Origin of the sequence: Streptomyces sp. NPDC058279 (assembly GCF_042881255.1) — a bacterium.
In the GTDB taxonomy this organism is placed as follows: Bacteria; Actinomycetota; Actinomycetes; order Streptomycetales; family Streptomycetaceae; genus Streptomyces.
In genome coordinates this window covers 85,389-112,092 of sequence record NZ_JBHVYA010000003.1, presented here as the reverse complement: position 1 = coordinate 112,092, position 26,704 = coordinate 85,389, and the positions used below count along the sequence as shown (strand labels likewise).

Below are 26,704 nucleotides of genomic sequence, written 5' to 3'. Positions count from 1 at the left end.
CCAACGGGGGGCGCCCCACCATGAGGGGAAGAAGACAATGACTCTTCACGTGAAAGAACGCCGGAACAAGGGCGGCACGGTGCTCGTCGCCACCGGTGAGATCAACAGCGAGACCTCGGGGCAACTGCTCCAGGCACTGCTGCCGCTCGTCCGCGAGGGCCGGTCGCTGCGCATCGACCTCACGGCCGTCACCTACGTCTCCAGCGCCGGCCTGCGCACCCTGCTCGTCGTCTACCGCGAGGCCCAGCACGCCGGGGTCGCCGTCACCCTGTACGGGGTGAGCGAGGAAGTCCGGTTCGTCATGTCGGCCACCGGCTTCCTGGACTTCTTCTCCACCGGCGAGGCGGAGGCGGCCACCGCGAAGGCCCGGGCAGCGCTATGAGCGAATCCACGACCGAACAGGTGCTGCGCGTCGACGCCTACCCCACCCACGAGGTGGGCGGGTACCGGGTCCGCGCCGGCAAGCCGTACCCCTTCGGGGCCAACGTGGTCCCCGGCGGGGTCAGCTTCTCCGTCTTCTCCGACCAGGCCACCTCCATGACCCTGGTCATCTACAAGCGCGGCGAGCCCGAGCCGATGGCCGAACTGGAGTTCCCCGAGGAATTCCGCACCGGCAGCGTCTTCGCGATGACGGTCTTCGGACTCGACCACGAGAACATCGAGTACGGGTACCGGGCCGACGGCCCCTACGATCCCGTCACCGGCCACCGCTTCGACGCCCGCCAGGTGCTCTCCGACCCCTACGCGCGGCTGATCGCCGGCCGCGACGTATGGGGCGTGGAACCGGACCGCAGCCGCGGCTACCAGTACCGCTCGCGGGTCTGCCTCCAGGACTTCGACTGGGGCGACGACACCCCGCTGCGGATCCCCGCCGAGGACCTCGTCGTCTACGAGGCCCACGTACGCGGGTTCACCCGGCACCCCTCCTCGGGGGTCACCGCGCCCGGCACGTTCGCCGGGCTGCGCGAGAAGATCCCGTATCTCAAGGAACTCGGGATCAACTGCATCGAACTGCTCCCGGTGTTCGAGTTCGACGAGAGCGACAACCCGCGGAGCAACCCGGAGACCGGCGAGAAGCTCTACGACTACTGGGGCTACAACACCATCGCCTTCTTCGCGCCCAAGGCCGGCTACGCGGCCACCGGACGCTACGGCATGCAGGGCGACGAGTTCCGCACCCTGATCAAGGACCTGCACGCCGCCGGCATCGAGGTCATCCTCGACGTCGTCTTCAACCACACCGCCGAGGGCAACGAGCAGGGCCCGACGATCTCCTTCAAGGGGCTCGACAACGCCACGTACTACATGCTCACGCCCGAGGGGTACTACTTCAACTTCAGCGGCACCGGCAACACCGTCAACTGCAACCACCCCGTGGTGCGCAACTACGTACTCGACTGCCTGCGCCACTGGGTCGCCGACTACCACATCGACGGCTTCCGCTTCGACCTCGCGGCCATCCTCGGCCGCTCCGAGGACGGCACCCCGCTGCCCAACCCGCCCCTGCTGGAATCGCTCGCCTTCGACCCGGTCCTGCGGCACACCAAGCTCATCGCCGAGGCGTGGGACGCCGGCGGCCTCTACGAGGTCGGCAACTTCCCCGCCTACGGCCGCTGGGCCGAGTGGAACGGAAAGTACCGCGACACGGTCCGCAGCTTCCTCAAGGGCGACCCCGGGGTCACCGGGGAACTCGCCACCCGGGTGGCGGGCTCGCCCGACCTCTACTCCAGCCGCGGCACCTCGGCGTCGGTCAACTTCCTGACCGCGCACGACGGGTTCACCCTCGCCGACCTGGTCTCGTACAACGACAAGCACAACGAGGCCAACGGCGAGGGCAACAACGACGGCGGCAACGACAACGCCAGTTGGAACTGCGGGGCCGAGGGCCCCACGGAAGACCCCGAGGTCAACGCGCTGCGCCTGCGCCAGATGAAGAACGCGCTGGCCATCCTCTTCACCAGCCAGGGCATCCCGATGCTGCTGTCCGGCGACGAGGTCGCGCGCACCCAGCAGGGCAACAACAACACCTACTGCCAGGACAACGAACTGTCCTGGTTCGACTGGGACCAGGTCGACGAGAACACCGAACTGCTCCGGTTCACGCGGGAGTTGATCGCATTCCGCAAGCACCATCGCGAACTGCGCTCCACCTCCCACCCCACCGGACAGATGCGGGACACCCTCGGGCTGCCCGACATCAGCTGGCACGGGGAGCGGGCCTGGCAGCCCGACTGGTCCCAGGACAGCCGGCTGCTGGCGGTGGCCCGCTGCGGCACCGGGGACGACGACGTGGTGTACGTGGCCATGAACGCCCACTGGGAGCCGCACGACCTGGAACTGCCCGCCCTGCCGGGCGGGCGGACCTGGCACCTGTTCGCCGACACCTCGGCCGAGGCGCCGTACGACATCCGTACCCCCGGTGCGGAACAGGAGCTGGACAACGCCGGCAAGTACCTGATCGGCCCCCGCTCCGTCGTGATCCTCGTGGGCCGTACGAACGAGCCCGAGACGACCGGGACGTTCTGACCGAAGGAGACCTGACATGCCGCTTTCCGTGTCCCTGAGCATCGAGGGCGACACCACCGTGATCGAACTGACGGGCGAGCTGGACGCCAAGACGGCCCCGGACTTCCACCAGACCATCGAGAAGGCCGCGGGCCACGGCACCAGCACCGTCGAGATCCGGATGGCCGGCGTCGGCTACATGGCCAGTGCCGGACTGCGCTCCCTGGTCTTCGCCCAACAGAAGGTGGCCGACCACGTCACCATCAAGGTGGTCGGCGCCATCGAGCCCGTGTCCCGGACCATCCGCACCGCCGGACTGGACCGGAGCATCCAGCTCTCCGACGACTGACGGCCGTGGGCGACATGGTCGAACTGGCGAGCAAGCCCGCGGTCCTGGACGTGCCCGCGAAGGTCGGGGCACTGGGCGAGATCGCCGCGTTCGTCCTGCGGCTGGCCGGCCGGGCGGGCCTGGACAAGCAGGCCACCTACCGGATCCGGCTGGCCGTGGACGAGCTGGCCACGAACGTCATCATGCACGGGTACCGGGGCGGCGGCGGACGCATCACCGTCCGCGGCCACTCCGGTCCCGGCGGGGTGCGGATCGTCATCGAGGACGCCGCACCTCCCTTCGACCCCGTCGAAGGCTGTCTGCCCCCCGCCACCGGGATCCCCCCGGAACGGCGGCGGGTCGGCGGCCTCGGCATCCACCTGGCACTCACCAGCGTGGACGAATTCGGCTACGCACGCATGGACGGCCGAAACATCAGCACCCTGACCGTGAGGGCCGCTGACTGTGCAGGCTGAGGGGACGGACCCATGCCCTCCACGACCGTGATCATCCTCGACGAGTACCCGCCTCCCACGCCCGAACTGCTCGACGCGCTCAGGCTGATGGACGCGGAACTCGTCCCCCGCACCCTGACGGAACTGCTGCGCGGCCCACTGGAAGTGCTGCCCGTCGCGGACGTCCTGCTCGCCCCGGCCGAGGCCGACGGCGAGAGCGTGCGGATGGCCGTCCGCCGGCTGCGCCGCTGGGCGGGGGCCCCGATCGTGGTCGTCTGGACCGTGACCGAGTTCGCCGCCCTGGAGCAACACGTACGGCTCGGTCACGACTACCTCGTACCGCCGTTCCTGCCGGCCCTGGTCGGCGCCCGGCTGCACAGCTGCTCCGAGCGGGCCGGGCTCGGCAGGACCCTGCGCGAGGCGGACGCCCGCGCCGAGCTGATGGGATACGAGAAGGAGTTGGAGATCGGCCGGGAGATCCAGGCCGGCTTCCTGCCCGAATCGCTGCCCGTTCCGGCGGGCTGGGAGATCGACGTACGCTTCCGGCCCGCGCGGCAGGTCGCCGGGGACTTCTACGACGTCTTCGAGATGTCCCGTGGCCGCCGGCTGGCGGTGGTGGTCGCCGACGTCTGCGACAAGGGCGTCGGAGCCGCCCTCTTCATGGCCCTCATCCGCTCGCTGCTGCGGCACACCGCGGAGAACAGCGGACTCCAACACCTGATGGCGGCGGGCCGCACGGGCGGCAGCCGCCGTACCCCGGTCGTCGGCGCCACCCCGCTGCTCAACGCGGTCACCGCGACCAACGGCTACCTCACCCGCAACCACCTGCGGCAGGGCTACTTCGCCACCTTGTTCTTCGGCGTGCTCGACCCGCTCACCGGCAGCCTCGTCTACATCAACGGCGGCCACAACCCGCCGCTGCTGCTGTCCGGCTCCGGCGACGTACCCGTCCCGCTCGACGTCACCGGGCCCGCCGTCGGCGTCCTGCCCGACTGCGTCTACACCCTCGGCTACGCCCAACTGAACCCGGGCGACACCCTCTTCGCGTTCACGGACGGGGTGCCCGAGGCCCGCTGCCCGGAAGGCACCTTCCTCGGCGACGAGCGGATGCTGGAACTGCTCGCCGGCCCCCCGGTGAGCGGCAAGGACGTCGTCGACCGGGTCGACCTGGCGGTGCGCGAGCACACCGGTACCGCCGAACAGCACGACGACGTCACCATGCTGGCCCTGCACCGGCCACGTGCGGCGCGGGGGCCGCACGCCGACCGAACGGCGGCGGCCTGATGACCCGGACCATCGTGGTGCACTCCCACCGCGGCGGTACCGGCAAGTCCTCGGTACTGGCGAACCTCGCGCTGCTGATCGCGGCCGAAGGGCGCCGGGTGGGGGTGGTCGACACCGACATCCAGTCGCCCACCCTGGACCTGCTCTTCCGGATCGGCCCCGGCTCCGGCTCGCTCGCCGACTATCTCCTCGGCCGGTGCGAGATCGAGACCGCGGCCCAGCAGACCGGTGTGCCCGGCCTGTACGTCGTACCGGCCCGGACCGGGACCCCGGCCCTGCGCGAGCTCATGGCCACCGGCTACGACGTGGGGCTGCTCCCGGAGGGCTTCGACCGGCTGGCCGAGCACTACGCGCTCGACGTGCTGTTGCTCGACACCCACGCCGGGCTCAACAACGAGTCGGTGACGGCCATGGCCAGTGCCGACGTGGTGCTGATCATGGCCCGCGCCGACCGCGTCGACCTCTCCGGGGTCGAGGAGACCATCTCCCTCGCCGGGCGGCTCGCCTGTCGGCGGGCGCTCGTCCTGAGCATGGCCCCCGAGGGCGTCGACCGGGTGGACGCCCGCCGGCGCGCCGAGGAGGTCTACGGCGCACCCCTGGCCGGAATCCTTCCGTACGTACCGGAAATGGCCGCTCTGTACGGCGAGCGCATATTCGCAGAAGCCCATCCCGACCACCCCCTGGTCGGTGAATTCCGCACCATCATCTCGGCGCTGGACGCACGTGACGAAGTATCGCGCGCCTGACGCTCCCCCCTTACGCCCCTCGCGGGCGGCGTGTTGAATCGGCAGCGATTCCAGAACAAGGAGATCAGTCATGAAGATCCTCGTCGTCATGACGGCAAAGGCCACGCTTCATCTGCTCGACGGGGAACAGCACCCCTCGGGATTCTGGGCCGAGGAATTCGTCGTGCCCTACACCCTCTTCCGCGCCGCCGGCCACACCGTGGACGTGGCGACGATCGGCGGCCAGGCCCCGACGGTCGACCGGACCAGCGTCGACCCGCAGTTCCTCCAATGGGTCCGGCCCGCCGGCTCCCCCGACGAGGACGCCGCCAACGCGGCCGAGTACGTCCGGGTCATCGAGAACACCCCGCAGCTGCAGAACCCGATCGCGCTCGAAACCCTCGGCGAGAAGGACATCGCCGACTACGACGGGATCTACGTCAGCGGCGGCCACGGCGCCATCGGGGACCTGCCCAAGTCCGACGAACTCGCCCAGATCCTGCGGTGGGCCATCGCCCAGGACAAGCCGCTGGCCACCGTCTGCCACGGCCACACCTCGCTCCTCGCGCTCCGTGACGGCGAGGGCCGCTGGCCGTTCGAGGGCTACCGGATGACGGCCTTCTCGCACAGCGAGGAGCTCGTCACCAACATGGCCGGCCGGCTCCCGCTGATCCTGGAGGCCGAACTCACCAGACTCGGCGCCCGCTACGAGAAGGCCGAGGCGATCTGGGACTCCCACGTCGTCGTCGACCGCAAGCTCACCACCGGCCAGAACCCGTACTCCTCCAAGGCCCTCGCCGAGACCTTCTTAGCGCAGCTCGCGAAGGGCTGACAGGCCCCCCGCACCCCAGACACGGAAGGCAGCCATGACCAAGCGTGAGCTGAGCGGCCAGCCCCTCGCCAACCCCGGGAAGCTCTTCATCGGCGGCAGATGGGTCCCCTCCCAGGACGGCCGGACCGAACCGGACGTCAGCCCCGTGGACGGGCGGGAGATCGTACCGGTGGCCCAGGCCACCGCCGCCGACGCGGACGCGGCCGTGACCGCCGCCCGCACGGCGTACGAGGAAGGCCCGTGGAGCAGACTGTCCGCCCAGGAACGCGCGCTGCGGCTGAACCGGGTCGGGGAGCTCATCGAGCGGGACCTGGAGGAGATCGCCCTGCTGGAGACGGTGGACATGGGCAAGCCGTTCGCCTTCTCCAGCACGGTCGACGCCCCCATGGCCGCCCAGCTCATGCACTACTACGCGGGTGCGGTCACCCGTGTCGACGGCTCCTCCCGCGCCCCGGCGGGCGGCCAGCTCGCCTACACCCTGCGGGAACCGCTGGGCGTGGTGTGCGCCATCACCCCGTTCAACTTCCCGCTGCTGCTCTCGATGACCAAGATCGCCCCGGCCCTCGCCGCGGGCAACACGGTCGTCCACAAGCCCTCCCCGGCCACCCCGCTCACCGCCTTGAAGATCGCCGAGCTGTTCCAGGAGGCGGAGATCCCGGACGGGGTGCTGAACGTCATCACCGGTCCGGGCGTGGAACTGGGGGAGACCCTCACCGACCACCCCGGCATCGACAAGATCGCCTTCACCGGTTCCACCGCCGTCGGCCAGGCCATCATCCGCAAATCGGCCGGCACCCTGAAGAAGGTCACGATGGAACTCGGCGGCAAGTCCGCCAACATCGTCTTCGCCGACGCGGACCTCGCCGCCGCCGAGGAACTGGCCTTCTTCGGTATCTACTACAACAAGGGCGAGATCTGCACCGCCGGCTCCCGGCTGCTGCTCCAGCGCCCCATCCACGACGAGATGGTCGAACGGCTGGTGCGGCGGGCCTCCGCCCTCAAGCCCGGAGACCCCCGCGACCCGGCCACCCTGTTCGGGCCGCTCGCCCACCGGGGCCAGTTCGACAAGGTGAGCTCGTACATCGAGGTCGGCGAGAAGGAGGGCGCCGTCCTGCGCACCGGCGGCAGCGGGTGGACGCCCGAGGGCGCCGCCACCGGCCTGTCGGGCGGCCTGTACTTCCTGCCGACCGTCTTCACCGGCGTCGACAACGGGATGCGGATCGCCCAGGAGGAGATCTTCGGGCCGGTCCTGTCGATCATCCCGTTCGACACGGAGGAGGACGCCGTACGCATCGCCAACGACAGCGCGTACGGCCTGGCCGCCGGGGTGCACACCAAGGACCTGCGGCGCGCCCACCGGGTCGCCTCGCAGATCAAGGCGGGCACCGTCTGGGTCAACTGCTACAACCAGTACGACCCCTCCGTGCCCTACGGCGGCTACAAGGCATCCGGCTACGGCCGTGAGTGCGGGCCCGAATCCCTGGAGAGCTACACCCAGACCAAGTCGGTCTGGATCGGCATGGACTGAGGAGCGTCAATGCGGACAGGCATCATCGGCACCGGACGGATCGGCACGGTCCTCGCCCGCGTCCTGGTCGCCGCCGGCCACGAGGTCGTGCTCGCCAACGCCCGCGGCCCGCGGGCCCTGGCCCCGCTGCTGGCCGAACTGGGCCCCACGGCCTCGGCGGCGCACCCCGCCGAGGCCGCCGGCCGGGCCGACCTGGTGGTGCTGATGGTGCCCTTCGATCGCGTAAGGGGGCTGCTGCCCCCGCACGTCGTGCAGGACAAGGTCCTGGTGGACGCCACCAACGCGTTCGGCGGGTCCGGGTCCCCCGCCGACCTCGGCGGGCGCGGCTCCAGCGACCTGGTCGCCGACTGGTATCCCGGCGCCCGCGTCGTGAAATCCCTGAACACCATGCATTTCGAGACTCTCGCCGTGGCCGGCACCGCACCGGGCGAACGACTGGCCCATTTCACGGCGGGCGACGACGGGAAAGCGAAGGAAATCGTCGCGGGAATCATCTCGGATCTGGGATTCACCCCCGTCGACACCGGCCCGCTGCACTCCGGAGGAATTCTCCAACAGCCCGGCGGACCCCTCTTCAACCGGCCGCTCACGGAAGCGCAGGCGCTCGCATGGATCTCTCACTGAACGTGAACGGAAGACCCGAGCAGTTCTCGGCCCCGCCGAACGAACTGCTCGTGGAACGGCTCCGTGACGGCCTCGGACTGACCGGGACCAAGGTCGGCTGCGACACCGGCCAGTGCGGCTCGTGCGTCGTCCGGCTCGACGGCAGGTCCGTCAAGAGCTGCCTGATCCTCACCGCCTCGGCCGCGGGCTCCCGGGTGACCACCATCGAGGGGGTCACCACCCCCGGCGGTGAACTCACCGGCCTCCAGGAGGCGCTGCGCCAGGAGCACGGCACCCAGTGCGGCTTCTGCACCCCCGGCATGGTCATGGCCCTCGGCGAACTCGTCGACAACACCGCCGACCGCGAGGCACCCACCGAGCCCGAGATCCGCGAGTGGCTCACCGGCAACCTGTGCCGCTGCACCGGCTACCACAGCGTCGTGCGCGGAGTGCAGCGCGCCTGCTCGGCCGCCCGCGTCGAGGAACCCGCCGACGCGACCGCGACCGCGACCGCCACGGCCACCGTCGCGTCCGGACAGGAGGTGTGAGGCGATGACAGCAGTAACGGGGGAGAGCGCTCTCCAGGGCAACGGAGTGCTGGGACAGCCGCTGGACAGCCGGGAGGACCCGCAACTCCTGCGCGGCGAGGCCACGTACGTCGCCGACATCGACCTGCCGGGCACCGCCCACATGGCGATCCTCGGCAGCCCGGTGGCCCACGCGAAGATCCTGTCCATCGAGACCAAGGCCGCCGAACAACTGCCCGGCGTGCTGAAAGTGGCCACCGCCGCCGACTTCACCGACGTCATGCCGCTGCCGTGCATCTGGATACCCGGCGGGGTCGAGAGCCACTTCCCACCGCACCCCTACGGACTTCCCGGCGCCCGCCCGGTCCTGACCGGCGACACCGTCCGGCACGTCGGCGACCCGATCGCCGTCGTCGTCGCCGAGACCCCGCGCCAGGCCGCCGCCGCGCTCGCCGCCATCGCCGTCGAGTACGAACCGCTGCCCGTGGTCACCCGGGCCGACGAGGCCCTCGCCGAAGGCGCGCCCCAACTGCACGAGGCCGTGCCCGGCAACCTGAACGCGTACTGGACCTGCGGCGACAAGGAACGCACCGACGCGGCCATCGCCGAGGCCGAGGTCACCGTCGAACTCGACCTCGTCAACCAGCGCACCATCAACAGCCCGATCGAGCCCCGCGGCGCGGTCGGCGACTACCACGCGGCCACCGGCGAGTACACCCTCTACGCCTCCACGCAGGGCCCGCACAACCACCGCTTCCTGCTCTCCGCCCTGGTCCTCGGCATCCCCTTCAACAAGCTGCGGGTGATCGCGCCGACCGTGGGCGGAAGCTTCGGCACCAAGGGTTACCTCTACCCCGACATGGCGCTGGTCCTGCTGCTGTCCAAGGCGCTCGGCCGGCCCGTGAAGTGGGTGGACACCCGCACCGGCCTGATGAACTCCACCGTCCAGGGCCGCGACCACCGCCAGCACGTCACCCTCGCCGGCACCCGCGACGGCCGGATCACCGCCCTGCGCGCCACCAGCTACGCCAACCTGGGCGCCTACCCCTCCACCATCGGCCCCGGTGTCGCCACCGCCCTGATGGGACGCTCCATCAGCGGCATGTACGACATCCCCGCCGCCTTCTGCGAGGTCTACGCCGCCTTCACCAATACCGTCTCGCTCGGCGCCCAGCGCGGCAGCGGACGCGCGGAGGCCGCGTTCCTGATGGAACGCCTCGTCGACCGGTACGCCTCCGAGATCGGCATGGACCCGGCGGCGGTGCGGCGCAAGAACCTGGTGCCGAAGGAGAAGTTCCCGTACGACAACGGGCTCGGCTGGACCTACGACTCCGGGGACTACCAGCTCAACTTCGACCGGGCCGTGGAGCTGTCGGGGTACGCCGACATGCCCGCCCGCAAGGCCGAGGCCCGCACCCGCGGCAAGCGCCTCGGCGTGGGCCTGGCCACCTACGTCGCCATCTGCGGGGTCGGCCCCTCCACCCGGATGTCGAAGGAGGGCATGCTCGGCGGGACCTGGGAGAGCGCGAACATCCGCGTCCACCCCACCGGCGAGGTCACCGTGACGGTCGGCTCCGCCTCCACCGGCCAGAGCCACGGCACCGTCTTCGCCCAGGTCGCGGCCGACGAACTCGGCATCGACCCGGCGCAGGTGCAGGTGCTGGAGGGGGACACGCAGAAGGCCCCGTACGGGCAGGGCACCTACGGCTCGCGCTCCTACAGCATGGCCGCGCCGGCCGTCGCCCTGACCGCCCGCAAGCTCAAGGCGAAGCTGGTCAAGGCGGGCGCCGTCTTCCTCGGTGTCCCCGAGGACAAGGTCGTCTACGCGAACGGCGGCGTCCACGAAGAGGGCAACGAGGCGAACGCGAAGACATTCGCCGAGCTGGCGATGGCCATGTGGTACGGCTGGGGGCTGCCCCCCGAGATCGAACCCGCCCTGGACGAGACCACCCACTTCGACCCGCCGGACTTCAACTACCCGTTCGGCACGCACGTCGCGGTGGTCGAGGTCGACGAACTGACCGGCGAGACCGAGGTGGTGTCCTACACCGCCGTGGACGACGCGGGCCACATCGGCAACCCGAAGATCGTCCTCGGCCAGATCGAGGGCAGCATCGTGCACGGCCTCGGCCAGGCGTTGATGGAGATCGCCGAATACGGCGAGGACGGCCGGCTCGTCAGCGCCGACCTGAACCACTACGCCCTGCCGCGCGCCGCCGACGTGCCCTTCTTCTCCCTCGACAAGACGACCACGCCCAGCCCGCACAACCCGCTCGGCGCCAAGGGGGCCGGCGAGATCGCCACCGTGCCGCCGGCCGCCGCCGTCGTCAACGCCGTCGTCGACGCGCTCTCCGACCTGGGCGTCCGGCACATCGACATGCCCCTCACCCCCGAGAAGGTCTGGCGCCGCCTGAGAGGGGAAGCCCAGTGATCCTCACCGAGTTCGACTACGCACGGCCCGTCGGTCTGGACGAGGCGCTCACCCTCCTCGCGGCCACCCCCGGGGCGCTGGCCCTGGCGGGCGGCCAGAGTCTGCTGCCCGACCTGCGGGCCGGCGCCGCCCGGGCCCGCCTGCTGGTCGACGTACGACACCTGGAGGAACTCCGGGGCGTCGAAACGACCCCGGAGGGGACGCTGCGGATCGGGGCGCTGACCACGCTCGCCGAACTCGCCGCGCACCCGCTGGTGCTCGCGCGGGCCCCGGAGATCGCCGCCGCGGCCCGCGCCAACGGCGACCCCCAGGCCCGCAACCTCGGCACCACCGGGGGGAACCTGGCGGCCACCGGTCGGGCCACCGACCTGCCGCCGGCGGCCATCGCCGCCGGCGCGGAGGTCGAACTGGCCGGCCCGCGGGGACGGTCGACGGTGCCGGCCGAGGACCTCGCCGCCTCCGGGGTACCGCAGGGCCGGGTGATCACGGCGCTGCTGGTGCCGGCCGGCGGATCCGCCGCCGCCTTCGAGAAGAGCGCCGACCGGGCCACCCGCTACCCGCTGTGCGCGACCGCCGTACGCCTCACCGCCGACGGCCCCCGCATCGCGGTGACCGGAGCCACCACCCGCGCCGTGCGCCTGCGCGGGGTCGAGGACCGGCTGCGCGCAGGCCCGTACACGACGGAGAACGTGCTCGCGGCCTTCCGCGCCGAACCCCGGGAACTGTTCGTCCCGGGCCGCGGCACCTCGGCCGAGTACCTCGGCCACCTCGCGGGCGTACTGACCGCCCGCGCACTGGCGAGGGCCCAGGCGCTCGCCTGACCACCGCCCACCACGGGGGAGTTGACGACAGTGGCCGAACCGACCAAGACGACCACGACGACGGGGGACATCGCGCACCCGACCGGCCGGCCGGCCGGTGGGACCGCAGGCACCGGCTTCTGGGTGGTGGGCGCCGTCCTCGTGCTGCTGATGCTCTCCTCCTCCGTGCCGTCCGCCCTCTACGTGCTCTACCAGCAGAAGTGGGGGCTGTCCTCGGGCACCATCACCGTGGTCTTCGCCCTGTACGCCGTCACCGTGCTGGCCGGGCTGCTGCTGTTCGGGTCGCTGTCCGACACCCTCGGACGACGGCCCGTGCTCGCCGCGGCGCTGGTCCTCGCGATCGTGTCCATGGGCCTGTTCGCCGGCGCCCAGGGGCTCGGGCTGCTGTTGGCCGCCCGCGCGGTGCAGGGGCTGGCGGTCGGCCTGGCCACCGGGGCGATGGGCGCGGCGCTGCTGGAACTGACCCCGCGCTCCAGACCCGCGCTCGGGGCCCAGGTCAACAGCGCGGGCCCCACCGTGGGCATCGGGCTCGGCGGCCTGGGCGCCGGCCTCCTCGTCCAGTACGGGCCGGCCCCGACCGTACTGAGCTACGCCCTGCTGGTCGGGGCCTTCGCGCTCACCCTGGTCGGGGTGGTCCGGATGGGCGAGAGCGCACCGGGGCTGCGGGGCGGCCGCTTCCGGGTCGCCCCGCACCGCATCCGGATACCGCCGGGCGCGGGCGGTCGCTTCGCCGTCCTGGTGCTCACCATCGTCGCCGTCTGGTCGGTCGGCGGCTTCTACCTCTCGCTCGGCCCGCACCTGGCCCTGTCCCTGCTCCGCAGCACCAACTACCTGGTCGGCGGCGCCACCGTGGCCCTGCTCGCGGGCGCCGCGACGGCCGCGCAACTGCTGCTCGGCCGCACCGAGGCGCTGCGCACCGCCGTCGTCGGGCTGCTGGGCCTGCTGGCCGGCCTGGCGCTGGTGCTGCTGGCGCTCGGACTCGGCTCGGCCCCCGTCTTCCTCGGCGCCACGGCCGTGCTGGGCGCCGGCTGGGGCGCCGCCTTCCTGGGTTCCTTCCGGGCCCTGAGCACCCTCGCCGACCCGGCCCACCGCGGCGAACTCACCGCGGCCGTCTACGTGTTCGCCTACCTCGCCATGAGCGTCCCGTCGGTACTCGCCGGAATGCTCACCAACGTCCACGGTCTGCACCGCACCTCCGTGGGCTTCATGGCCGCCGTCGCCGGGGTGTGCGCGCTGGCCCTGATCGTGACCTTGCGGCTGTCGGCCCGTACCAGGGCAGAGGGGAGAACCGCATGAGCGGCCCGGAGTTGCGGTCGGCCCTGCGCGAACTGGAGATCTTCGCCGGTCTCACCGAGGAACAACTGGACTGGCTGGTGTCGGTCTCCGAACCCCGGGTGCTGAGCGACGGCGACGTCCTCTTCCGCGACGGTGACGAGGCCACCTGTTTCCACGTGCTCCTCGCCGGCGGACTCGTCGTCACCAAGGTCATCGACGGCCGGGAGGAGGTGCTCACCCGCCACTCCACCGAGGAGGAGAGCGCCGCCGCCGAGGAACACGACGGCAAACCCTCCGCCGCGCACCGCTTCACGGGGGAGCTGCCGCTGCTGACCGACGGCTCCTACGTGGCCACCGCGTCCGCGTCCGGTCCCGCGACCACCGTCGTCGGCTACCCCAAACCGGTGTTCTTCGAGATGCTGACCCGCTGCCACGGCGTGGCGGCCGTCCTGCTGCCCGTACTGGCCTGGCGGATCAAGTCCTCCGAGGTGCAGGCCCGCAAACGGGCCACCGTGGAGGCGCTCGGCACCCTCGCCGCGGGGCTCGCGCACGAGCTGAACAACCCGGCGGCGGCGGTGGCCCGGGCGGCGCAGGAACTGGCACCCGCGCTGGAGCGGCTGACCCGCACCGCGCACGCCTGGGGGGCGGCGGCCTCGGGTCCCGAGCGCTCCCTGCTGGACCGGCTGACCGACGAGTTGGACAAACTGCCGCCGCCGCAGACCGCCGACCCGCTGGCGCAGGCGGACGCCGAGGAGGAGATCGCCGACTGGGCCGAGGAGGCGGGCACCGAGCGGCCGGGACTGCTCGGCGCGGGCGTCTCGGACCTCGGGCTGGAGCTGGGCTGGCTGCTGGAGCGGCTGGAGGGGATCGGCGAGCCGGCCCTGCCCGCCGCGCTGGACCACCTGGCGGCGCTGCTGGAGATCCGCTCCCTGGCCGCCGAGCTGCGGGCGGCGGGCCCGCGCATCTCCCAGCTCGTCGCCGCCACCCGCGATTACGCCAACCTCGACCGGGCCCCCGAACAGCGCTTCCCGGTGACGGACGGGCTGGAGAACACGCTGGTCGTGCTCCGGTCGAAGCTCTCCGGCATCACCCTGGTACGCGAGTACGAGCCCGACCTCCCCGAACTGACGGGCTATCCGGGCGAGTTGAACCAGGTGTGGACCAACCTCGTCGACAACGCGGCCGAGGCCATGGAAGGCGCCGGCACCCTCACCCTGCGGGCCCGGGCCGAGGGGGTCTGCATGGTCGTGGAGGTCGTCGACACCGGCCGCGGCATCCCCGAGGACGTGCTGCCGCGGATCTTCGAACCCTTCTACACCACCAAGGACGTGGGGAAGGGCACGGGTCTGGGGCTGCACCTCAGCTACCGGATCGTGACCCAGCGCCACCACGGGTCGATCACGGCCCGCTCCCGTCCGGGAGAGACCCGGATGGTCGTGCGGCTGCCGCTCGCCACCCCGCCGCCGACAACCGCGGCAGCCGCTCCGGCCGGGTGAGCCGGTCGGAGCACCAGTTGAGCCCGTTCCCGTCGAGCCCGTTTCCGTCCAGCCCGTTCCCATGGAAAGAGTGGAGTCCGACATGGCCACGTACGACATCTCCAAGCTGCACCCCGTCTTCGTCCGCCAGATGGAGGCGCTGGCCGCCCTCGACATCGAGGCGGTCATGAAGAACTACACGGACGACGCGGTGCTGCTGCGCTTCGAGGGGGCCTCGGTGGGGATCGAGGCCGTCCGCGAGACGTTCACCGGCTACCTCTCGGTCAAGCCCACGCTCGTCGAACTCCAGGAGTACGTCGAGACCGAGGACACGATCTTCTACCGGGCGATCATGAACCTCAACGGACAACCGGAGCACGCGTTCGGGACACTTGTGGTCCGTGATGGCCGGATCTGGCGGCAGACCGCCGGATTCGGCGGCTGAGCCCCGAGAACTGGGTAGCGTGTGCGGGGAGGGCGGGGGCAGCGCCCTCCCCGCATGCGCGGAACGAGTGACAAAGGGGAGTCAATGGAGCGCGAAACCGGTCGCGTCGAGGCATTCAGCGACGGCGTGTTCGCCATCGTCATCACGATTCTCGTTCTGGAACTCAAAGTTCCGAAAGAAACGGGGTCGGAGTTCTGGCGCGGCGTGTGGGAACAGTGGCCGCATTACGCCGCCTATGTGGTGAGTTTCCTCATCATCGGCGTCATGTGGGTGAACCACCACACCATCTTCAGCCACCTCAAGCGGGTCGACCGACCGCTGTTGTTCCTGAATCTCCTGGTGCTGATGGTGGTATCGGTGATCCCCTACACGACCACCGTCCTCGCCGAACACCTCATGGAAGAAGGCGGATCGGCCAACGCGGCCGCCATCCTCTACAGCTCGCTCACCGTCGCGTACGCCCTGGCGTTCCTCGCCTTCTGGTGGTACGTCACCCGGGTCGGCCACCTCTTCCACGAACAAGTCGACAAGGACGGCGCCCGGGCGACCCGAATGCGGTTCGGTCTGGGGGCGATCGCTTACCCCATGACGGTGCTCCTGTCCTTTTTCTCCGCACCACTCACTCTCGTCGCACACTTCCTGATCGCGCTCTACTACGCGGCGAACCAGATCCCGATCCCGCTCGTGGTAGAGGAAGAGCGGCTCGCGACTGCCGGCGACCTCAGGAAGTAGCCGCCCTGGCCTACGGCCGTTCTACGCGGTCAAGTAGGGTATTGGATCTAGCTGGTCGCGGGGGAGGCCCAGATGGCTCGCGTAGTCCTGCCGGAGGATTCCGCAAAGGAAATCTCCGAGTTGATCGATGTCCTGATCTCTCTGTTCTTCGAGTCATTACCCCGGCGGGACCAGCGAAACTGGGCCCGCGTTTATCTCAATGGTCTGGTGCGGACCAATGGGAAGAAAACAATCCGTAACATCGCCGGAACCGGCGCGAGTTCCGTCGAGCAGAGCCTCCAGCAGTTCATCAGCAAATCCCCGTGGGACTGGACCCCCGTACGCCGGTCCCTCGCCCAGCACATCGAACGCACCGCCCAACGCCCGCTCGCCTGGGTGGTGCAGCCGATGGTCATCGAGAAGGCCGGCGACCGCTCCGTGGGGGTGGGCCGACAGTTCGTCCCCCAGCTCGGGCGCACCGCGAACTGTCAGCAGGCCGGGGGGATTTGGCTCGCCTCCAGCGAGGCCAGCTTCCCGGTCGAATGGACCCTCACCCTCCCCGGCCCCTGGACCAGCGAACTGCTGCGCCGCCGCCGGGCCGGCATCCCCGACACCGCGCGCTCGCTCACCCCCGCCCAGGACGCCGTACACGCCGTCCAGCGCATGGCCGCCGGCTGGCAACTCCAGCGGCGCCCGGTGGTGATGGAGGTCTCCAACAGCGACCTCCCGCAGTGCGTCGAGTCGTTCACGCTCCAGGACATCCCCTTCGTCTTCAAGGTCGACGGCTCGCTGCCCGTCTCCTTCGGCGGGTCCGGGCGCCACAAGCCCGGACCGCACACCGCGCCCGCCCGGGAACTCATCGACTCCCTGCGCTCCCAGCGGCGCGTCGTCGAATGGACCCGCCACGGCCGCGCCGAGGGCGCGGTCACCCTGCTGACCTCGGCCTCCATCCTCGCCACCGCCGGCGAGGACCGGGCCGCCCCGCCGCCCGCCACCCCGCTGTTGCTCGTCGGGGCGTGGACGGAGGCGGCCCTGCTGCCCTCCGAGTTCTGGATCACCAACATCGGCGATCGGCCGCTCGCCCAGCTCTTCCTGCTGGCCAAGCTCACCGACCGGGTCTCCCTGGACTTCGCCGAGACCTGCGAACCCGTCGGGATCCGCGACTTCGAGGGCCGCTCCTTCCGCGGCTGGCACCACCACGCCACCCTCGCCAGCGTCGCCCACGCCGCCCGACTGCTGGGCAGCGCCGGGGGCCGCCTCCCCGACCCGACGACCCTGCCCTACCAGGGCCCGACCAGGCCCCGCCCGCCCGCCGTCCTGCCGCCGAGGCCGCTCATACCCGGCCAGGCACCCCGTCGCGCGTACATCCGCTGATGTGGGACATCGCGGGGGAACTCCGCACCTGGTGCGCCGAGCGACGCGAGTTCGCACTGGCCACCGTCGTCGCCGTCAGCGGCAGCGCGCCGCGCGGGCCGGGTGCCTCACTGGCCGTCGACGCCGGGGGCACCGCGCTCGGCTCCCTGTCCGGGGGCTGCGTGGAGTCCGCCGTCCACGAGCTGTGCCTGGAGGCGATCACCACCGGCGAAGGGGGCGTCCACCGCTTCGGGTACAGCGACGACGACGCCTTCGCGGTCGGGCTGACCTGCGGCGGAATCCTGGACGTGCTGATCACCCCGCTACGCGGGCACGATCCCGTGCGACCCGTCCTGCGCACGGTGCTCGACCACGCCGGGACCGGCGCGCGGCCCGCACTGGCCCGGGTCGTCTCCGGCCCGCCCCGCCAGCTCGGCCGGGCGCTGGCCGTCCACGCCGACGGCTCCTACGAGGGCCACCTGGGCGGGGAGCCCGCCCTGGACCGGGCCGCCGCCGAACGGGTCCGGGACCTGCTGCTCGCCGGGCGGACCGGCACCGTCGAGCTGGGGACGGCCGGCGGGCTGTGCGGCCGGCCCCTGACCCTGCTGGTCGAGTCCGCCGCGGAGCCGCCCCGGCTGATCGTCTACGGGGCCATCGACTTCGCCGCCGCGCTGGCCCGGATCGGGGCGTTCCTCGGCCACCGGGTCACCGTCTGCGACGCCCGGGCCGTCTTCACCACCCCGACCCGGTTCCCCGAGGCCGACGAGGTGGTCGTGGAGTGGCCGCACCGCCATTTGGCCGCCGAGTGGGAGGCGGGCCGGCTCGACGCCCGTACCGCCGTCTGCGTCCTGACCCACGACGCGAAGTTCGACGTACCGCTGCTGTCCCTCGCCCTGCGGCTGCCGCTCTCGTACGTGGGGGCCATGGGGTCGCGACGCACCCACACCGAGCGGGCCGCCCGGCTGCGGGAGGAGGGGCTGCCGGAGACCGCGCTGGCCCGGCTGCGCTCACCCATCGGCCTGGACCTGGGCGGCGGGACCCCGGAGGAGACGGCCCTCGCCATCGCCGCCGAGCTCACCGCCGTCCGCCACGGCGGCAGCGTGACCCCGCTGACCGACCGCCCCGGTCCCGTCCACCGCCGGATGCTCCCGGTGGGCGAGCCGGCGGGGAGGGGATGAGGTCGTCGGGCGGCCCCGCCGGCGGCGGGGCCGCCCGGTCGCCGCGGTCGCGACGAGCCGGGGGACGGCCCCGGTCTGGAGGAAGCGACCAGGTGGTCCCTTATGTCCTGGACGATCGGACCGGGCTGCATAAACACCGGGCCATGGGAGAATGAAGTACGTGCGTTTCCTCGGCTGCCCTGTCGAGGGCCAACTCCGATCGACTGGGATGTTCAGCACGTGCGTTTCCTCAATGACCAGAAGCCGCCGTACGACCTGACGTACGACGATGTGTTCATGGTGCCGAGCCGCTCCGCGGTCGGTTCCCGCCAGGGCGTAGACCTCTCCTCGCCCGACGGCACCGGCACCACCATTCCGCTCGTCGTGGCCAACATGACCGCCATCGCGGGCCGCCGGATGGCCGAGACCGTCGCCCGCCGCGGCGGCATCGTCGTCATCCCGCAGGACATCCCGATCGAGGTCGTCACCGACGTCATCTCCTGGGTCAAGACGCGCCACCTCGTGCTGGACACCCCCATCACCCTGGCGCCCACCCAGACCGTCGCCGACGCGCTGTCGCTGCTGCCCAAGCGGGCCCACGGCGCGGGCGTCGTCGTCGACGCCGACAACCGGCCCGTCGGCGTCGTCACCGACCACGACCTGACCGGCGTGGACCGCTTCACCCAGCTCTCCGAGGTCATGTCGAAGGAGCTGCTGCTCATCGACGCCGACATCGACCCCCGCGAGGCGTTCAACAAGCTCGACGCCGGCCACCGCAAGCTGGCCCCGGCCGTCGACCGGGACGGCAGGCTCGTCGGCCTCCTGACCCGCAAGGGCGCCCTGCGCGCGACCCTCTACACCCCGGCGACCGACGCCAATGGCAAGCTGCGCGTCGCCGCCGCCGTCGGCATCAACGGCGACTTCGTCGGCAAGGCCAAGCAGCTGCTCGACGCGGGCGTGGACACGCTCGTCATCGACACGGCGCACGGCCATCAGGAGTCGATGATCAACGCGATCAAGGCCGTCCGGGCGCTGGACCCGCAGGTCCCGATCGTGGCCGGCAACATCGTCGCCGCCGAGGGCGTCAAGGACCTGATCGACGCCGGCGCGGACATCATCAAGGTCGGTGTGGGCCCCGGCGCCATGTGCACCACCCGCATGATGACCGGCGTGGGCCGCCCGCAGTTCTCCGCGGTGCTGGAGTGCGCGGCCGAGGCCAAGAAGCACGGCAAGCACGTGTGGGCCGACGGTGGCGTCCGACACCCGCGCGACGTGGCCATGGCGCTGGCCGCCGGCGCGTCGAACGTGATGATCGGCTCCTGGTTCGCCGGGACCTTCGAGTCCCCCGGCGACCTCCAGCAGTCCGCGGACGGCCGCTTCTACAAGGAGTCGTTCGGCATGGCGTCGGCGCGCGCGGTGCAGAACCGCACCTCGGAGGAGTCGGCGTACGACCGGGCGCGCAAGGGCCTGTTCGAGGAGGGCATCTCCACCTCGCGCATGTTCCTGGACCCGACGCGGCCTGGCGTCGAGGACCTGATCGACTCGATCATCGCGGGCGTGCGGTCCTCCTGCACCTACGCGGGCGCGGGCTCGCTGGCCGAGTTCGAGGAGAAGGCCGTGGTCGGCGTCCAGTCGGCGGCCGGCTACGCCGAGGGCAAGCCCCTGCACGCCAGCTGGAGCTGATACCTTCCCGTGGCCCCGGACCGTCCGCTCGGACGGGTCGGGGCCACGGGAAGGTCCGGGACCGACCACCACCGTTCGACCGGTGGACGGTGCCGTTCGGCGGCGCCGTTCGACCGGTCGGCGCCCGGGGCGCCCGGATACGTCAGGCGGCGGATAACTCCGCGCCGGGACGGGGTCACGCTCAGGTCATCCGACCCGGAAGAGGTGACCCGGTGACCACCGACCTCGCGCGCCGCACCACCGATGAGCAGGCCCTCGCCCGCCTCCACCGCGACCACGGCAAAGCCCTCCACGGATTCCTGCTCGGCCTGACCTTCGGGGACCGCCACCGCGCCGAGGACCTCGTACAGGAAACCCTCCTACGGGCGTGGCGGCATCCGGAAGCCGTCGAGAACGGGGACCACACCTCGATGCGGCCGTGGCTCTACACCGTCGCCCGGCGCCTCGCCATCGACGCGCGGCGGGCCCGGCTGGTGCGGCCCGCCGAGGTCGCCCCCGACGCCCTGGACCAGTCCCCGGCCGCCGACGACCGCACCGAGCAGGCCGTCGCCGCCCTCGACCTGCGCGAAGCGCTGCGCATGCTGAGCCCCCCGCACCGCGCCGTACTCGACCTGATCTACTTCCGCGGCGCGTCGGTCTGCGAGGCCGCCGCGCTGTTGGGCGTACCGGCCGGGACCGTCAAGTCCCGTACGTACTACGCCCTGCGGGCCCTGCGCGCGCTCCTGCCCGGCTACGGCCGCGCCGCCGCCTGAGCCGCCACCGCCGCCCGCGAGCGGACCTGGAGCTTGGCCAGGATGTGCGAGACATGCGTCTGGACCGTCCTGGGGGAGAGGAACAGGGCCGCCGCGATCTCCGGGTTGGTCCGGCCCTGCCCGACCAGCAGCGCGACCTTGAGCTCGGCCGGGGTCAGCGCGTCCCAGCCGCTCGACGCCCGGCGCCGCGCCGCCCGGCTGCCCCGGCGCACGCCCAGGCTCCGCAGCCGGGCGTCGGCCCGCGCGATGTCCCACCGGGCGCCCAGGCCCTCGTACGCGCCCACCGCCCCCGCCAGCGACTCCCGCGCGCCGACCAGGTCACCGCGCCACGCCCGGGCCACCGCGAGATCCTCCAACGTGTGCCCCAGCACCAGCGGCCGGCCGCCGGGCCCGGCCCGTGCCACGGCCCGCTCCAGCGGCTCCGGGTCCTGCGCGAACAGGCCCCGACAGCGCAGCAGCGCCAGCGCCGGTCCGGGGTACTCCGGCAGGGCCGCCGCGGTACGGGCGCAGGCCGCGACCGCCGACCGGGCCGTCGCCGCGTCCCCGCACTCCAGCGCCAGGCGCACCGCCTCCGACAACACCCACGGCCGGTCGTACACCGTCGCCCCCTCCACCCCGTCCTCCAGCGCGGGCAGCAACGCCGCCAAGGCGTCGGCGGGCCGCCCGTCCCGCTCCGCGAGCAGCGCCCGGGCCAACAGCACGTGCGAGGCGTACCGGCGGGCGGCCGGGCTGTCGAACGCCTCGGCCGGCAGCGCCGCCAGCTCCGCCGCGGCCGCCGCCCGGTCGTCGCGGTGACCCAGGACCAGCGCCCGCAGCCCGTGCACCACCACCGGCAGCCAGCCGTCCGACACCGCCAGGCCGTCCGCCCGCGCCACCCCGGCCAGCGCCGCGTCCCACTCCCCGCGCCGGTAGCGGAACTCCGCGGACAGCGCCTCGGTCACCACCAGCCGCCCCGTCGAACCGGTCCGCGTGGCCAGCTCCCGGGCTTCCCGCAGCGCCTCGGCCACCACCTCCGGCTCGTCGAACCGCAGGTGTTCCTCCGCCTGGTTGGCGAGCAGCAGCAGCCGCATGTCGTTGGCCGCCGGACTGCGCCGGGCGCAGGCGATGCCCTCCGCGACGTGCCGCAGCGACTCCCGGCCCCGGTTCAGGTGGAACAGCGCGAACGCCATCGCGTGCTCGGCCTCCGCCCCGCACAACGGATCACCCAGCCGCCGGGCCCGCTCCACCAGCGGCCCGGCCCGTTCGTACGCCTCCTGCGGCCGGTGCAGCTCGGCCAGCGCCAACACCCGGCAGGCCTCCAGGCGCAGCCGGTACGAGGCCGAACCGAACGGCTCCGCCAACGCCCGCCGGGTCACCTCCAGGGAACGCTCCATGTCGCCCCGGATCATCAGCGCGGACACCAGCTTGAAGGCGAGGGCCGCCCGCCGCTCCGGTTCCCCGGCCCGCTCCCACAGCGTGTCCAACAGCCGCACCGACCCCGGGCGGCGCAGCAGCAGTGCCGCGTCCGCCAGGTTCTCCTCCAGCGCCTCCAAGGCACCCGGCTCCGTCGCAGCCCCGCCCGGGGCCCGCGCGATGGCCCGCTCCAGCAGCTCCGCCGCGACCCCCGGGGCCACCGGGATCAGCTCCGGCGCCGCCCGCGCGAGCCACCGCACCGCCCACGCGTCCGGGACCCCGCCGCCCAGCAACTGCCCGGCGGTCCGGGCCGGTTCCAGCCCGGCCTCGGCGAAGGCCCGGGCCGCCTCCCGGTGCAGGGTGGAGCGGACCGACCGGGGGGTGTCACGGTAGAGCGCCTCGCGAAGCACCGGGTGCCGGAAGCGCAGGTGCTCGCCGGTGTCCTCCAGCAGCCCCTCCAGCAGCGGTTCCTCCAGCTCGGCGAGCAGCTCCCACACCGGCCGTTCCCGTACGACGGCCAGCTCGCGCACGGTGAAGGACGGACCCAGGACCGCGGCGTGGCGGAGGGTGGCGCAGGCCGCCCGGGACAGACCGTCCAACCCGCCGGTCACGGCGGCGGCCGGCGGGGTCAGGTCCCGCGTGGAGAGCGCCAGTTCGGCGACACCGGCCTCGACCCCGATGCTCCGGGACCAGTGCCGGGCGAGTACCCGTATGAGCCGCGGGTTGCCCCCGGCGGCCTCGGCCGCCGCCCGCAGCCGCGGTCCCGGGGGAGCCCCGAACAGCCCTTGGAGCAGCGCCGCCGACTCCTCGGCCGACAGCGGCCCCAGCCGCAGCACCCGCGCGCCCGGCTCGGCGCACAGCCGCTCCACCTCGGGCCGCCGCGGCACGGCCCGTCGGGTCGCGGCCAGCAGCAGCGGCAGCCGGCCCGCCGCCCGGCCCAGCCGCCGCCACACCAGCAGGCTCGCCGGGTCCGCCCAGTGCAGGTCGTCCAGGACCAAGAGCAAAGGGCCGTCCGCGCACCACGCCTCCACGGCGGCCACCAGCCGGTCCGTCGCCGCCAGCAGGGCCCCGCCCGGCCGGCCCGGATCGTCGGCCTCCCGCAACAGGGCGATGACCGCCGCCCGGTCCGGTCCGTCGGGGTGCAGGCAGTCCAGTACGGCCCGCAGCGCCGGACCCGCCCCGAGCGGGTCGGCGACGCCGTAGCGCACCCGGCAGCCCAGCGTCCGCGCCTCGACCAGCGCCTCCCGCACCAGAGCGGTCTTCCCCGCGCCGGCTTCCCCCTCCACGACCAGCCGGCCCCCGCCGCCCACCGCGCCGCCGCGCACCCAGTCCCGTAAAGCCTCACGCTGATGCTCTCGCCCGACCCGCACCTCGGCGGTCCCTCCGGTCATGCCGCGCCTCCCGCAGGATGCCACGTTCAAGGCCGGTCGGACCGTTCCCCCGGGCCCGAAGTGTGCACGCCCGCCCGGTACTTGGGAATCCGTACCGTGACCTTCATCCCGGCGCCGACCCCCGTTTCGATGACGAGCCCGTAGTCGTCCCCGTAGACCTGCCGCATCCGTTCGTCGACGTTCGGCAAACCCACCCCCGAGGAGGATCCCGTCCGCTCGCCGGCCAGGATGCGGCGCAGCAGGGCCGGATCCATCCCGACGCCGTTGTCCTCGATGGTGAGCACCGCCTCCGCACCCGCGTCCCGGGCCGCGATGGTGATCCGGCACCGGTCGGTGGAGTCCTCCAGCCCGTGCTTGACCGCGTTCTCCACCAGCGGCTGGAGACACAGGAACGGCAGTGCCACCGGCAGCACCTCCGGCGCCACCTGCAACGTCACCGTCAACCGGTCCCCGAACCGGGCGCCCGCCAGGGCCAGGTACTGCTCGATGGAGCGCAACTCCTCGGCGAGGGTGGTGAAATCGCCGTGCCGGCGAAACGAGTACCGGGTGAAGTCGGCGAACTCCAGCAGCAGGTCACGTGCCCGCTCCGGGTCGGTGCGCACGAACGAGGCGATCGCGGCGAGGGAGTTGAAGATGAAGTGCGGGGAGATCTGCGCCCGCAGCGCCTTGATCTCCGCCTCCATCAGCCGGGTCCGCGACCGGTCCAGTTCCGACAGCTCCAACTGGACCGACACCCAGCGCGCCACCTCCGTCGCGGCCCGCACCAGCACCGCCGACTCCCGCGAACCGTACGCGACGAGCGCGCCCAGCACCCCGTCCTCACCGGTCAACGGGGCGAACACCGCCCACTTCAGCGGGCAGTCGGGGCGCTGACAGCCGGTGCGCAGGCTCAGGCTCCGCCCCGACTCCAGCATCCCCGCCACCCGGGCCATCGCCCGCCGCTGGTGGTGGTCGGCGCCCGGGCCGTCCCAGGCCAACACCGTCTCCCGGTCGGTCAGGCACAGCGCCTCGGTACCCAGCAGCGACCGCAGCCGCCGGGCGGCCTTGCGGGCCGCGTCCTCGGTCAGGCCGGCCCGCAGCGGGGGAGCGGCCAGCGAAGCGGTGTGCAGGGTGTGGAAGGTGGCCCGCTCGACGGGGGTGCCCAGGTCCATCCCCGCGACGCGTTCCCCGCGCCGGGCGTGCCACCGGCCCGCCGCCCAGCCCAAGGCCGGCAGCCCCACCGTCGCCAGCGCGGCCACCGCCGGCAGCACCGCCCCCGTCACCACCTCTGCCGCCGCCCCCGTCATCGCCCCGGCCACCGGGCGCCCGCGGCCCGGCCCCCGGCGACGGCCTCCGGCAGGTGCAACCGGGCCAGGGTGGCCGCGGTCCCGGCCGGGACCCGGGACCGGGTGGCCAGCGAGACCGCCACCATCGTCAGGAACCCCAAGGGCACCGACCACACCGCCGGCCACGCCAGCAGGGTGTGCGCCCAGCCCGCCGGCACCAGCCCGGCCCGGGTCGCCACCACCGCGCCGAGCGCGGCCCCGCCCCCGGTGACCAGCCCCGCCACCGCGCCCGGCGGGGTCAGCCCGCGCCACCAGATGCCCAGCACCAGCAGCGGGCAGAAGGACGACGCCGACACCGCGAACGCCAGCCCCACCGCGTCCGCCACCGGCACGTCCGTCGAGAGCACCGCCCCCAGGAGCGGCACCAGCATCGCCACCACCACGGCGAACCGGAACGTCCGCACCCGGCGCCCCGGCAGCACGTCCTGGTGCAGCACTCCCGCCACCGCCATCGTCAGCCCCGAAGCGGTGGACAGGAACGCCGCGAAGGCGCCCCCGGCCAACAGCGCCCCCAGCAGCTCCCCGAGCAGTCCGCCCAGCACCCGCGCCGGCAGCACCAGCACGGCGGCGTCGGCGTCCCCGGTCAGGGCCAGTTCGGGCGCGTAGATCCGGCCGAGCGCCCCGTACACCGGCGGCAGCAGGTAGAACACCCCGACGAGGCCGAGCACCACCAGCGTCGTGCGGCGGGCGGTCCGCCCGTCGGGGCTCGTGTAGAAGCGCACGGCGACGTGCGGCAAACCCATCGTGCCGAGGAAGGTGGCCAGGATCAGCCCGTACGTGGCGTACAGCCGGTGTTGCCGCCCGGTTCCCGCCAGCCGTTCCGACCGACCGGCGCCCCCCGGGCCGGCCTGCGCCGCGGCCTCGGGCACCGCGCCGTCCCGGGGGAACCGGAGCACCGCGTGGGCCCGCACGGTGTGCTGCCCGGCGGCCAGGGTCACCGGCTGCGCCGCGTACGAGCGGCCGTCCACCTGCCCCGTCACCGTCAGCGTCAGCGGCGCCGCCAGCGATATCCGCAGGTCCTCGGCCGGGGTGACGGTGGTGTGCTCGCGGAACACCGCCGGGGCGTCGAAGGTGGCGCGCGGCGCCCCGTCCCCGGCCCAGGCGCCGATCAGGAAGAACGCCGGGACCAGCAGGGCGGTGAACTTGAGCCAGTACTGGAACGCCTGCACGAAGGTGATGCTGCGCATCCCGCCCGCCCCCACGGCCGCCGTGACCACCGTGGCGACGACGACGCCCCCGACCCAGTGCGGGGCCCCGGTCAGGATGGCCAAGGTCAGCCCCGCGCCCTGCAGTTGGGGCAGCAGGTACAGCCAGCCGACACCGATCACGAACAGCACCGCGATCCGCCGTACCGCCCGGGACTCCAGCCGGGCCTCGGCGAAGTCGGGCAGCGTGTAGGCCCCCGAGCGCCGCAACGGGGCCGCCACCAGGACCAGCAGCACCAGGTACCCCGCGGTGTACCCCACGGGGTACCAGAGCATCTCGGGCCCCTGGAGCAGCACGAGCCCCGCGATCCCGAGGAAGGAGGCGGCCGAGAGGTACTCGCCGCCGATCGCCGCCGCGTTGAGACGGGGCCCGACGGTGCGCGACGCCACGTAGAAGTCGGAGGTGGTCCGGGATATGCGCAGACCCAGCGCTCCGACCAGCACGGTTGCCAGGACGACGACGGTGACCGCGGTCAGCGCGTACGTCTGGTTCACCGGCGC

At 72.5% G+C, this 26,704-nt stretch carries 23 protein-coding genes; 20 read left to right on the top strand and 3 right to left on the bottom strand.

The features are described 5' to 3' along the window. Positions 1–37 precede the first annotated feature (37 nt). The 20 genes from ACFVXJ_RS07945 to ACFVXJ_RS07850 all read left to right on the top strand — a co-directional run bounded on the left by ACFVXJ_RS07945 (position 38) and on the right by ACFVXJ_RS07850 (position 20,890). Positions 38–382, top strand: coding sequence for an STAS domain-containing protein (locus tag ACFVXJ_RS07945; RefSeq protein WP_389660368.1), 345 nt, complete (start codon positions 38–40; stop codon positions 380–382). Beyond that, the gene (glgX, locus tag ACFVXJ_RS07940) at positions 379–2,526 is read left to right on the top strand and encodes a glycogen debranching protein GlgX (RefSeq protein WP_389660365.1); all 2,148 of its coding nucleotides are present in this window, start codon (positions 379–381) and stop codon (positions 2,524–2,526) included. Before ACFVXJ_RS07945 ends, glgX begins: the two co-directional genes overlap by 4 nt. Before the next feature lie 16 nt (positions 2,527–2,542). Then, on the top strand, positions 2,543–2,854 hold the full coding sequence (locus ACFVXJ_RS07935) for an STAS domain-containing protein (protein ID WP_389660362.1): 312 nt from the start codon (positions 2,543–2,545) through the stop codon (positions 2,852–2,854). 14 nt (positions 2,855–2,868) lie between these two features. Continuing rightward, the gene (locus ACFVXJ_RS07930) at positions 2,869–3,309 is read left to right on the top strand and encodes an anti-sigma regulatory factor (protein ID WP_361315845.1); all 441 of its coding nucleotides are present in this window, start codon (positions 2,869–2,871) and stop codon (positions 3,307–3,309) included. A gap of 12 nt (positions 3,310–3,321) precedes the next feature. Further along, positions 3,322–4,572, top strand: coding sequence for a PP2C family protein-serine/threonine phosphatase (locus ACFVXJ_RS07925; RefSeq protein ID WP_389660359.1), 1,251 nt, complete (start codon positions 3,322–3,324; stop codon positions 4,570–4,572). Further along, on the top strand, positions 4,572–5,318 hold the full coding sequence (locus tag ACFVXJ_RS07920) for an AAA family ATPase (RefSeq protein WP_389660356.1): 747 nt from the start codon (positions 4,572–4,574) through the stop codon (positions 5,316–5,318). Before ACFVXJ_RS07925 ends, ACFVXJ_RS07920 begins: the two co-directional genes overlap by 1 nt. Before the next feature lie 70 nt (positions 5,319–5,388). Further along, positions 5,389–6,129: a type 1 glutamine amidotransferase domain-containing protein gene (locus ACFVXJ_RS07915; protein WP_389660353.1), complete on the top strand. Its 741-nt coding sequence runs from the start codon at positions 5,389–5,391 to the stop codon at positions 6,127–6,129. A gap of 34 nt (positions 6,130–6,163) precedes the next feature. Then, positions 6,164–7,657: an aldehyde dehydrogenase family protein gene (locus tag ACFVXJ_RS07910; protein ID WP_389660350.1), complete on the top strand. Its 1,494-nt coding sequence runs from the start codon at positions 6,164–6,166 to the stop codon at positions 7,655–7,657. Positions 7,658–7,666: 9 nt separating this feature from the next. Then, a complete protein-coding gene (locus tag ACFVXJ_RS07905; RefSeq protein ID WP_389660347.1) occupies positions 7,667–8,281 on the top strand; it encodes an NADPH-dependent F420 reductase in 615 nt (204 codons plus the stop codon). Then, positions 8,266–8,808, top strand: a complete 543-nt coding sequence (locus ACFVXJ_RS07900) for a (2Fe-2S)-binding protein (RefSeq protein WP_389660344.1) — start codon at positions 8,266–8,268, stop codon at positions 8,806–8,808. The genes ACFVXJ_RS07905 and ACFVXJ_RS07900 overlap by 16 nt, the downstream gene beginning before the upstream one ends. Positions 8,809–8,812: 4 nt before the next feature. Next, on the top strand, positions 8,813–11,218 hold the full coding sequence (locus ACFVXJ_RS07895; protein ID WP_389660341.1) for a xanthine dehydrogenase family protein molybdopterin-binding subunit: 2,406 nt from the start codon (positions 8,813–8,815) through the stop codon (positions 11,216–11,218). Beyond that, positions 11,215–12,039, top strand: a complete 825-nt coding sequence (locus ACFVXJ_RS07890) for an FAD binding domain-containing protein (protein ID WP_389660338.1) — start codon at positions 11,215–11,217, stop codon at positions 12,037–12,039. Before ACFVXJ_RS07895 ends, ACFVXJ_RS07890 begins: the two co-directional genes overlap by 4 nt. A gap of 30 nt (positions 12,040–12,069) precedes the next feature. Then, a complete protein-coding gene (locus ACFVXJ_RS07885) occupies positions 12,070–13,335 on the top strand; it encodes an MFS transporter (RefSeq protein WP_389660335.1) in 1,266 nt (421 codons plus the stop codon). Further along, the gene (locus ACFVXJ_RS07880) at positions 13,332–14,810 is read left to right on the top strand and encodes an ATP-binding protein (RefSeq protein WP_389660332.1); all 1,479 of its coding nucleotides are present in this window, start codon (positions 13,332–13,334) and stop codon (positions 14,808–14,810) included. The genes ACFVXJ_RS07885 and ACFVXJ_RS07880 overlap by 4 nt, the downstream gene beginning before the upstream one ends. Before the next feature lie 82 nt (positions 14,811–14,892). After that, a complete protein-coding gene (locus ACFVXJ_RS07875; protein ID WP_136210809.1) occupies positions 14,893–15,234 on the top strand; it encodes a nuclear transport factor 2 family protein in 342 nt (113 codons plus the stop codon). 84 nt (positions 15,235–15,318) lie between these two features. Further along, entirely contained in the window at positions 15,319–15,966 is a 648-nt protein-coding gene (locus ACFVXJ_RS07870) for a TMEM175 family protein (protein ID WP_389660328.1), read from the top strand. A 72-nt stretch (positions 15,967–16,038) separates the two neighbouring features. Further along, positions 16,039–17,319 (top strand): IS701 family transposase, encoded by a 1,281-nt coding sequence (locus tag ACFVXJ_RS07865; protein WP_389660325.1) that lies wholly within the window; start codon positions 16,039–16,041, stop codon positions 17,317–17,319. Then, complete coding sequence (locus tag ACFVXJ_RS07860) at positions 17,319–18,476, top strand: XdhC family protein (protein ID WP_389660321.1); 1,158 nt, start codon at positions 17,319–17,321, stop codon at positions 18,474–18,476. The genes ACFVXJ_RS07865 and ACFVXJ_RS07860 overlap by 1 nt, the downstream gene beginning before the upstream one ends. A gap of 219 nt (positions 18,477–18,695) precedes the next feature. Further along, positions 18,696–20,138, top strand: coding sequence for a GuaB1 family IMP dehydrogenase-related protein (locus ACFVXJ_RS07855; RefSeq protein WP_389660318.1), 1,443 nt, complete (start codon positions 18,696–18,698; stop codon positions 20,136–20,138). A gap of 212 nt (positions 20,139–20,350) precedes the next feature. Beyond that, entirely contained in the window at positions 20,351–20,890 is a 540-nt protein-coding gene (locus tag ACFVXJ_RS07850) for a sigma-70 family RNA polymerase sigma factor (RefSeq protein WP_389660315.1), read from the top strand. On the opposite strand, the gene ACFVXJ_RS07845 is transcribed toward ACFVXJ_RS07850, so the two are convergent. The 3 genes from ACFVXJ_RS07845 to ACFVXJ_RS07835 are packed head-to-tail and all read right to left on the bottom strand — an operon-like array spanning position 20,869 to position 26,698. Beyond that, positions 20,869–23,673, bottom strand: coding sequence for an ATP-binding protein (locus ACFVXJ_RS07845; protein ID WP_389660312.1), 2,805 nt, complete (start codon positions 23,671–23,673; stop codon positions 20,869–20,871). The two genes, ACFVXJ_RS07850 and ACFVXJ_RS07845, sit on opposite strands and share 22 nt — an antisense overlap. Positions 23,674–23,699: 26 nt before the next feature. Further along, positions 23,700–24,959 (bottom strand): sensor histidine kinase, encoded by a 1,260-nt coding sequence (locus ACFVXJ_RS07840; RefSeq protein WP_389660309.1) that lies wholly within the window; start codon positions 24,957–24,959, stop codon positions 23,700–23,702. Beyond that, positions 24,956–26,698 (bottom strand): cation acetate symporter, encoded by a 1,743-nt coding sequence (locus ACFVXJ_RS07835; RefSeq protein ID WP_389660306.1) that lies wholly within the window; start codon positions 26,696–26,698, stop codon positions 24,956–24,958. The genes ACFVXJ_RS07840 and ACFVXJ_RS07835 overlap by 4 nt, the downstream gene beginning before the upstream one ends. Positions 26,699–26,704: the final 6 nt, after the last annotated feature.

Bases quoted from the DNA above. Each gene is read 5' to 3' on its own strand.
- ACFVXJ_RS07945 (WP_389660368.1), top strand. From the start codon at position 38: ATGACTCTTCACGTGAAAGAACGCCGGAACAAGGGCGGCACGGTGCTC.
- glgX (WP_389660365.1), top strand. From the start codon at position 379: ATGAGCGAATCCACGACCGAACAGGTGCTGCGCGTCGACGCCTACCCC.
- ACFVXJ_RS07935 (WP_389660362.1), top strand. From the start codon at position 2,543: ATGCCGCTTTCCGTGTCCCTGAGCATCGAGGGCGACACCACCGTGATC.
- ACFVXJ_RS07930 (WP_361315845.1), top strand. From the start codon at position 2,869: ATGGTCGAACTGGCGAGCAAGCCCGCGGTCCTGGACGTGCCCGCGAAG.
- ACFVXJ_RS07925 (WP_389660359.1), top strand. From the start codon at position 3,322: ATGCCCTCCACGACCGTGATCATCCTCGACGAGTACCCGCCTCCCACG.
- ACFVXJ_RS07920 (WP_389660356.1), top strand. From the start codon at position 4,572: ATGACCCGGACCATCGTGGTGCACTCCCACCGCGGCGGTACCGGCAAG.
- ACFVXJ_RS07915 (WP_389660353.1), top strand. From the start codon at position 5,389: ATGAAGATCCTCGTCGTCATGACGGCAAAGGCCACGCTTCATCTGCTC.
- ACFVXJ_RS07910 (WP_389660350.1), top strand. From the start codon at position 6,164: ATGACCAAGCGTGAGCTGAGCGGCCAGCCCCTCGCCAACCCCGGGAAG.
- ACFVXJ_RS07905 (WP_389660347.1), top strand. From the start codon at position 7,667: ATGCGGACAGGCATCATCGGCACCGGACGGATCGGCACGGTCCTCGCC.
- ACFVXJ_RS07900 (WP_389660344.1), top strand. From the start codon at position 8,266: ATGGATCTCTCACTGAACGTGAACGGAAGACCCGAGCAGTTCTCGGCC.
- ACFVXJ_RS07895 (WP_389660341.1), top strand. From the start codon at position 8,813: ATGACAGCAGTAACGGGGGAGAGCGCTCTCCAGGGCAACGGAGTGCTG.
- ACFVXJ_RS07880 (WP_389660332.1), top strand. From the start codon at position 13,332: ATGAGCGGCCCGGAGTTGCGGTCGGCCCTGCGCGAACTGGAGATCTTC.
- ACFVXJ_RS07875 (WP_136210809.1), top strand. From the start codon at position 14,893: ATGGCCACGTACGACATCTCCAAGCTGCACCCCGTCTTCGTCCGCCAG.
- ACFVXJ_RS07870 (WP_389660328.1), top strand. From the start codon at position 15,319: ATGGAGCGCGAAACCGGTCGCGTCGAGGCATTCAGCGACGGCGTGTTC.
- ACFVXJ_RS07865 (WP_389660325.1), top strand. From the start codon at position 16,039: ATGGCTCGCGTAGTCCTGCCGGAGGATTCCGCAAAGGAAATCTCCGAG.
- ACFVXJ_RS07860 (WP_389660321.1), top strand. From the start codon at position 17,319: ATGTGGGACATCGCGGGGGAACTCCGCACCTGGTGCGCCGAGCGACGC.
- ACFVXJ_RS07845 (WP_389660312.1), bottom strand. From the start codon at position 23,673: ATGACCGGAGGGACCGCCGAGGTGCGGGTCGGGCGAGAGCATCAGCGT.
- ACFVXJ_RS07840 (WP_389660309.1), bottom strand. From the start codon at position 24,959: ATGACGGGGGCGGCGGCAGAGGTGGTGACGGGGGCGGTGCTGCCGGCG.